The sequence below is a fragment of the Kitasatospora sp. NPDC002543 genome, assembly GCF_053594915.1.
Genome location: NZ_JBSFWR010000185.1, coordinates 1 through 7303 on the forward strand (window position 1 = coordinate 1; position 7303 = coordinate 7303).

5 protein-coding genes are annotated in these 7303 nt (G+C 70.7%); 2 read left to right on the forward strand and 3 right to left on the reverse strand.

The features are described from left to right. Positions 1-109: 109 nt before the first annotated feature. From ACWD4P_RS37415 to ACWD4P_RS37425, 3 genes are all read right to left on the reverse strand, one after another. Positions 110-2416 carry a M9 family metallopeptidase gene (locus tag ACWD4P_RS37415; protein WP_359826171.1) on the reverse strand — a complete coding sequence of 769 codons (2307 nt, stop codon included), beginning with the start codon at positions 2414-2416 and terminating at the stop codon, positions 110-112. Between the two features lie 287 nt (positions 2417-2703). Beyond that, positions 2704-5013, reverse strand: a complete 2310-nt coding sequence (locus ACWD4P_RS37420) for a M9 family metallopeptidase (RefSeq protein ID WP_449782715.1) — start codon at positions 5011-5013, stop codon at positions 2704-2706. A 266-nt stretch (positions 5014-5279) separates the two neighbouring features. After that, positions 5280-5849 (reverse strand): DoxX family protein, encoded by a 570-nt coding sequence (locus ACWD4P_RS37425; protein ID WP_359826176.1) that lies wholly within the window; start codon positions 5847-5849, stop codon positions 5280-5282. Between the two features lie 210 nt (positions 5850-6059). On the opposite strand from ACWD4P_RS37425, the gene ACWD4P_RS37430 reads away from it, so the two are divergent. After that, positions 6060-6656 (forward strand): TIGR03086 family metal-binding protein, encoded by a 597-nt coding sequence (locus tag ACWD4P_RS37430; protein WP_359826178.1) that lies wholly within the window; start codon positions 6060-6062, stop codon positions 6654-6656. Positions 6657-6764: 108 nt separating this feature from the next. Continuing rightward, positions 6765-7220, forward strand: a complete 456-nt coding sequence (locus ACWD4P_RS37435) for a hemerythrin domain-containing protein (protein WP_449782716.1) — start codon at positions 6765-6767, stop codon at positions 7218-7220. Positions 7221-7303: the final 83 nt, after the last annotated feature.

Genomic DNA, 7303 nt, shown 5'->3' on the forward strand with positions numbered 1-7303 from the left:
GCGCCCCCGGCTATTCCCGGCGGCCCGGGTACGGGACACGGACCCGCCCCGGGCGGGGCGCCGAAGCGCTCCGCCCGGGGCGGTCACCTGTCCTTGTGCCGTTCCCGGCTCAGAATTCGCTCGTGACGCTCACCCCGCTGAAGCCGTCCTTGGCGTAGAGGCTGAAGAAGACGTAGCCACCGGACGGCGGGTCGGTGACGGTCAGCGTCTCGGAGTTGTCCGGGCCGGTCGAGTGCGTGGTGCTGCTCTCGGTGTACGCCCAGCCGGTGGGGTTGTAGTAGAGGTCGCCGTTGCCGGTGCCGCCGCTGGTGGTGACCTTCACCTGCTTGGTGCCGGCCGGCACCAGCAGGTAGAAGTGCGCGTAGTTGCCCGTGGTGGCCGCGACGTTGCTGCGGGTGCAGTTGGCGCCCAGCAGGCGGGTGTCGGTGCCGGTGCACTCCGGCAGCGGGGTGCCCGGCGTGGTGGGCGGGGTGCCGCTGCCGTCGGTGGCGCAGCCGCCGCTCGCGCACTTGGTCAGCCAGCTGTCGAAGTCCGCGTCGTAGCGGGTGCCGATGGTGGTCTTCAGGATGGCGCGGGCACCGTCCCAGTCACCCGTGCGGTACTTGGCGAGGACTGCGTCCATGTCGGAGCGGTGCTGCTCCAGCATGTAGCGCACGGCCAGGTAGCCCCAGCGGTAGACCCGGTCCTGGTCGCCGTAGGCGGTGTCGAACAGGTCGCTCAGCTTGTAGGTGTGCCGGCCGGCCGCGGCGATGGCGGCGTCGTTGTTCACCTTGCGGTAGGACCAGGAGACGTACTCGGCGAAGCCCTCGACCCACCAGACGGTCGGGGTCTTCATGCCGGCCTCGAAGTCGCCGTACATGTCGAACCGGCCGTCGAGGTAGTGGGTGTACTCGTGGTTGAGGTTCCAGATCTCGAAGGACGGGCGGGCCCACTCGGCCTCGTAGCAGAGGAAGCGCGGCTGGTTGTCGGCCTTGGTCGGGTCGCCCTCCAGGTACATCCCGCCGTTGTTGGTGTCGATGCCGTAGATCGCGGCGGCGAGCACCTGGTAGTCGAGCGAGGAGTGGAAGGCCACGACCTCGATCGTCTTGTTGTTGTCGTCCTTGACCGGGCCGCTGTCCTTGGCCACCGAGTGGAAGTACGCGTCCTGACCGTTGAGGCTGGTGCAGGCGGTGTCCAGCTGGGTGGCGTCCAGCGCCTGGGCGAGCAGCGTGATGCTCGGGCTGCAGGTGTGCTTCACCGTCAGCACGCCGGCCTTGAGCTGGTCGGACTTGTCGCAGGTGCCGTAGAAGGAGCAGTTGCCCTGGTCGTAGTAGTCGACCGCCTCGGCGACCGCGGCCCACTGGTAGACGGTACGGCCCTTCGGCTCCGACTTCTCGACCAGCGCCTTGGCCAGCGGACGGACCTTGGCCTGGAGCGCGGTGTCCTTCAGGAAGCGGGTGAGCTCCTTGGTGGCGTTGTAGACCAGCACGCCGTAGGTGTCACCGAGCAGGGCGTTGTTGCGGGTCGCGAAGTCGGAGAGCGCGTCCAGCACGCTCGGGTCCGCCTCGACGGCCGCGTCGAAGCCGGGCACCTGGTGGCCACGGAACAGCACGGTGAACACCGGGTTGACCGCCCACGCCATGCCGGCGGGGTTCCAGGTCTCGGCCTTGTAGTCGCCCAGCAGCCGCTTGACCACCGGGAGGTAGCGGACGTTCTCCTGCGCGCTGTCGATCAGGGTGACGGCCTCGCCCAGGATGGGGCCGTTGCCCGCGGCGACGTCGCGCGAGTGGGCGCTGTTGAAGAAGGCGTCCAGACCGGACTGGATCGCGGTCTTGAGGCCGGCACCGTACTCGCCGACGTCCTCCTTGTGGTACCACTGCACGAAGTACCCGGCGCGCAGGTAGAGCACCAGCTGCTCGACCGACGTGCTGTTGTCACCGGGGTAGTTGGCCGAGGCGTCGCGCAGCGCGTAGGCCACCGTGTTCATCTGCTCCTCGCGGAACGCGCCGCGCGCGTCGCCGCCGGTGAGCTGGAACAGGCTGTTGATGCACTGGATGTCGGCGTCCTTGATGTGCTGGACCAGGTCGCCGCCGGTCCGGCCGGAGAAGTCGCCGACGGTACAGGGCTTTTCGGCGGCCGCGCCGAGGCCGAAGGCCTTGGCGCTCGGCCGGACCTCGGCCGGCCGGGTGTCGACCGGGAGCGGGGCGCGCTGGTCGACCGAGGCCAACTGCTGCCCGCTGTCGGCTCGTTCGGGCGCGTCGAGGGCCGCTTGGGGGGCCGGCCCGGTGGGGACGGGCGCGGGCGCACCGCCGGGAGTGGGGGTGGTGGGGGCGGCCTGGGACTGCGGGGCGAACAGGCCGACCGCCAGGAACAGGGACAGGAAGAGCGTCAACAATCGTGCCAGCTGCGGGAGTCGCAGCAAACGCGAGGGACTCACGTGGGGGCCTCCGGGCCGTCGTCGACCGCGGCTTGGGGCGCGGCCGATGGGGGTGGTCGAGGACCGCTGGCGACGGCACCGCGTGGGGGCGGTGCCGTCGGGCACGGTGGGGGATGTGACATGTACCATGGCACATCTCACATGGCCTTGGGAACCCGGGGCGTTGTGCGCGGTTTGCGGGGAATTCAGGCAGGGCCGGTGATGGTCCTTCACCAACGGACCCGCCCCGGGCGGGGCGCCGAAGCGCTCCGCCCGGGGCGGTCACCTGTCCTCGTGCCGTTCCCGGCTCAGAATTCGCTCGTGACGCTCACCCCGTTGAAGCCGTCCTTGGCGTAGAGGCTGAAGAAGACGTAGCCACCGGACGGCGGGTCGGTGACGGTCAGCGTCTCGGAGTTGTCCGGGCCCGCCGAACGCGCGGTGTAGGCGTTGGTGTAGGCCCAGCTGCCCGGGTTGTAGTAGAGGTCGCCGTTGCCGGTGCCGCCCTTGCTGGTGACCTTCAGCTGCTTGGTGCCCTGCGGCACCCAGACGTAGAAGTGGGCGTAGTTCCCGGTGGTCGCCGCGACGTTGCCGCGCACGCAGTTGGCGTCCAGCTTCCGCGGGTCGCCGCCCGCGCACTCCGGCAGCTGCGGCCGGCCCGGGGTGTTCGTGGCGCAGGCGCCGGCCGCGCACGCGGTCAGCCAGGCGTCGAAGTCCGCGTCGTAGCGGGTGCCGATGGTGGTCTTCAGGATGGCGCGGGCGCCGTCCCAGTCACCGGCACGGTACTTGGCGAGGACGGCGTCCAGGTCCGAGCGGTGCTGCTCCAGCATGTAGCGCACGGCCAGGTAGCCCCAGCGGTAGACCCGGTCCTGGTCGCTCTTGGCGTAGACGGTGTCGAACAGCTCGCTCAGCTTGTAGGTGTGCCGCGGGGCCACCGCGATGGCACCGTCGTTGACGAGGTTGCGGTAGGAGTAGGAGACGAACTCCGCGAAGCCCTCGACCCACCAGTCGATCGGCTGCACCTGGCCGGCATCGTAGTCGCCGTACACGTTGAACCGGCCGTCGAGGTAGTGGGTGTACTCGTGGTTGAGGTTCCAGATCTCGAAGGACGGACGGGCCCACTCGGCCTCGTAGCAGAGGAAGCGCGGCTGGTTGCCGGCCTTGTCCGGCTCGCCCTCCAGGTACATCCCGCCGTTGTTGGTGTTGATGTCGTAGATGACCGCAGCGAGCACCTGGTAGTCGAGCGAGGAGTGGAAGTTCACCACCTCGATCGTGCCGTTGTTGTCGTCCTTGACCGGCCCGCTGTCCTTGGCCACGGCGTGGAAGTACGCGTCCTGGCCGTTCAGGCTCGCGCAGGCGGTGGCCAGTTGGGCGCTGTCCAGCGCCTGGGCCAGAATGGTGATGCTCGGGCTGCAGGTGTGCTTCACCGTCAGGTTGGCGGCCTTGAACCTCGCCGGGTCGTCACAGGTGCCGTAGTAGGAACAGCCCGCCTTGTCCCACCAGTTCACCGCCAGCGCCACCGAGCCGCGCTGGTACATGGTGGGGCCGCTCGGGGAGGACTGCTGGGCCAGGGTCCGCGCGTAGGGGCGCAGCCTGGGCAGCAGCTCCGGGTACTGCATGAAGCGGGTCAGCTCGTTGGTGGCCTCGTAGACCGTCCGCGCGTAGGGCCCGCCGTGCAGGCCCTGGTTGCGGGAGATGAAGGTGTAGAGCGCGTCCAGCACGGTCGGGTCGGCCTTGACGGCCGGGAGGAAGTCGGCCTCCCAGTGCCCGGCGAACAGCTGGGTGAGCACCGGGGTCATGGCGTGGACCATGCCCGTCGGGTTCCAGGTGGCGCTGTCGTAGTCGGTCAGCAGGCGCTTGGCGACGGGCAGGTAGCGGGCGCTGTCCTTGATGCTGTCGATCAGCGTGGTCGCCCGGGCGAGCGGTCCGGCGTTGTCCGACGTGATGTCCCGCGTACGGGAGTTGGCGAAGAAGGCGTCCAGCGCGGCGCGCGCGGCGTTCTTCAGGTTGCCGCTGTACGGGCCCACCACGTCGGCGTTGTAGAACTGCACGAAGTAGCCGGCCTGCAGGTAGAGCATCAGCTGCGAGATCGACGCGCTGTTGTCGCCCTGGTAGCTGCGCGCGGCGTCGCGCACCGCGTTGGCCACGGTGGTCATCTGCGACTCGCGGAAAGCGTTGGCGGCGTCGCCGCGGCCGATCTTGAAGAGCGAGTTGACGCACTCCAGGTCGACGGACTTGATCTGCTGGACCAGCGCGCCGCCGGTCCGGCTGGTGAAGTCGCCGACGGTACAGGACTTTTCGGCCGCCGCGCCGAGGCCGAAGGCCTTGGCCTGCGGCTGCTCGGCCGCGGACAGGCCGGTGAGCGGGGCCGTCGGCGACTGGGGGACGAGGTCCTCCGGGCTGAGCCGCTTGCGGCCGTCCGGCTTCGCCGGAGCGGTGTCGGTGCGACTCTCGCCGATCGCGGGCGGCGGCGCCAGGTGGGCGGGCGCCGTGCCGGCGGGCGTGCCGGTGGGGGCCGCCCCGCCGGGGGTGGGAGCGGCGGGGGTGGCGGCCTGGGTCTGCGGGGCGAACAGGCCGACCGCCAGGAACAGGGACAGGACGAGCGTCAACAGTCTTGCCAACCGCGGGACTCGCAGTAAGCGCTGGCCATTCACGTGGGGGCCTCCGGGCCGTCGACGGCCGCGATTTGGGGCGCGGCCTGCGGGGGAGCGAGGACCGTCCGCGACGACACCGTGGGGCGGTTTCGTCACGGAAGTGGGGATGTGACATGTACCATTGCACACATCACACAACATTGTGAAGGCCTTTACCCGAGGCCTACCCAGCCGAAATGCCGGAAGGGCACGGCGACACATCGTCGCCGTGCCCTTTCCGGGTGCGCCCGGGACTACTTGCGGAGCAGCAGGATCACACCCGCCGTCACCAGGCCGACCACGACGGCGGCCGCGCCGTACGCCAGGCGGTGCGCCCGCAGCACGGGCAGGAAGCGGTCCACGGCGTAGCGGCCGGGGCCGGTCAGGGCGAGCGCGGCGGCGGCCGCGGTCAGCAGCAGCTCGTACTCGCTGCCCTTCGGGGCGAAGAAGCCGCCGCCCCAGGTGACGGCCAGCGCGTTGACCATCGTGCCGACGATCGCGGCACCGGCCAGAGGGGTCAACAGGCCGACGGCGAGGGCGAGTCCGCCCAGCGTCTCGGTGAGACCGGCCACCACGGCCATGGCGGTGCCGGCCGGGTAGCCGCTCATGGTGAAGAACTGACCGGTGCCGTCGATCCCGCCGCCGCCGAACCAGCCGAACAGCTTCTGGCTGCCGTGCGCGGCCATGGTCAGGCCGAGGGCCAGGCGCAGGAGCAGGAGTCCGACGTCGTAGGCGTGCGGGGAAGTCGTCGCGGGCCCGGCGGTGTCCCGGGCCGGGCTGACGGGGGTGGTGGCGGCGGTCGTGCTCGGGCTGCTGCTCGGCATGCGCGTCTCCATCGATCGGGGTGCGGTCGTCGTCCGGCACGGCCGGACATGGTCATGGGGTGTGGTGGTGCGGCGGGCCGGGTCGTCACCCGGCGCCATTGTTCAAATTTGAACCGCCGCCCGGTCGACCGTACCCCGAAGTTCGAATTTGAACAACTGACGGTTCGTCGGCGACTCGCGGGGGCCGCCCGGGCCGGAGAGGGTGGAGGCATGGCCCGACAAAGGAACCCCCGACGGGAAGCGCGCACCGACACCCCGTACACCGAGGCGCTGGCCGCCTTCGGCGAACGCGTCCGGCTCGTCACCCCCCGCCAGTGGGACTCCCCCACCCCGTGCAGCGACTGGTCCGTCCGCGACCTGGTCAACCACCTCACCGGCGAGCAGCTCTGGGTGCCCGAACTGCTGATGGGCGCCACCATCGGAGAGGTCGGCGAACGCTTCGACGGCGACGTGCTCGGCGACGACCCGGTCACCGCCTGGACCGACGCCGCCGAGGCCGCCCGGGAGGCCTGGGCCGTCCCCGGCTCCACCGAGCTGACCGTCCACCTCTCCTTCGCGGACACCTCGGGGCAGTACTACCTGGACCAGCTCACCACCGACCTGGTGATCCACTCCTGGGACCTCGCCGAGGGCATCGGACGGCTCACCCGGCTCCCGGACGAACTCGTCGAATTCGCGCTCGGCGAGTTCGCCGGGTACGGGGACCTCTCCGGCAGCGGACTCTTCGACCCGCCGCTGCCGGTGCCCGCGGACGCCGCCCCGCAGACCCGGCTGCTCGCCCTCACCGGGCGGCGCGACGGAGGGTGACCGGGCGTACCGCCCCGTGGGCGGCCGGCCGCACCTCCGGACGGGCACCCCGGCGCCGGATACTGGAAGACGGCGGGGGGAGTCTTCCGTGCGAGAGGCGGGCGGGCCATGAGCCGCAGGCCTGACATCCTCGGCGAGTTCACCGCCGACCACCGGGCGGTCACCGAGCTGCTCGACCGGATCGAGGCCGCACCGGCCGACGACCCCGGGCGCGGCGCACTGCTGACCCGGCTGACCGACCTGCTGTTCACCCACTGCGCCGACGAGGAGGAACACCTCTTCCCCGCGGTGCAGCACGACGTGCCCGACGGCGGGGCCCTGGTCTTCCGCAGCATCCACGACCACCTGGCGATCGGCCAGTACCTCGCCGACCTCCAGGGGCTCGAACCGGCCGACCCGGCCTTCGACACGCTGCTGCGGGGCCTCGCCGAAACCCTGCGGCGGCACCTGCGAGGCGAGGAGAAGCAGCTCTTCCCGGCCGCCCGCAAAGCCCTGCCCGCGGCCGCCCGCACCGCGCTCGGCGACCGGCTGCGGGCGGAACGGGCCGAGCTGGACACCTCCTAATGACGTTGTCAAGCCGCAGCTACTACGGGGAGTCCACGTTGGAAGCACTGTCCGTCACGGATCAGGGCCCACAGGACGTTGAC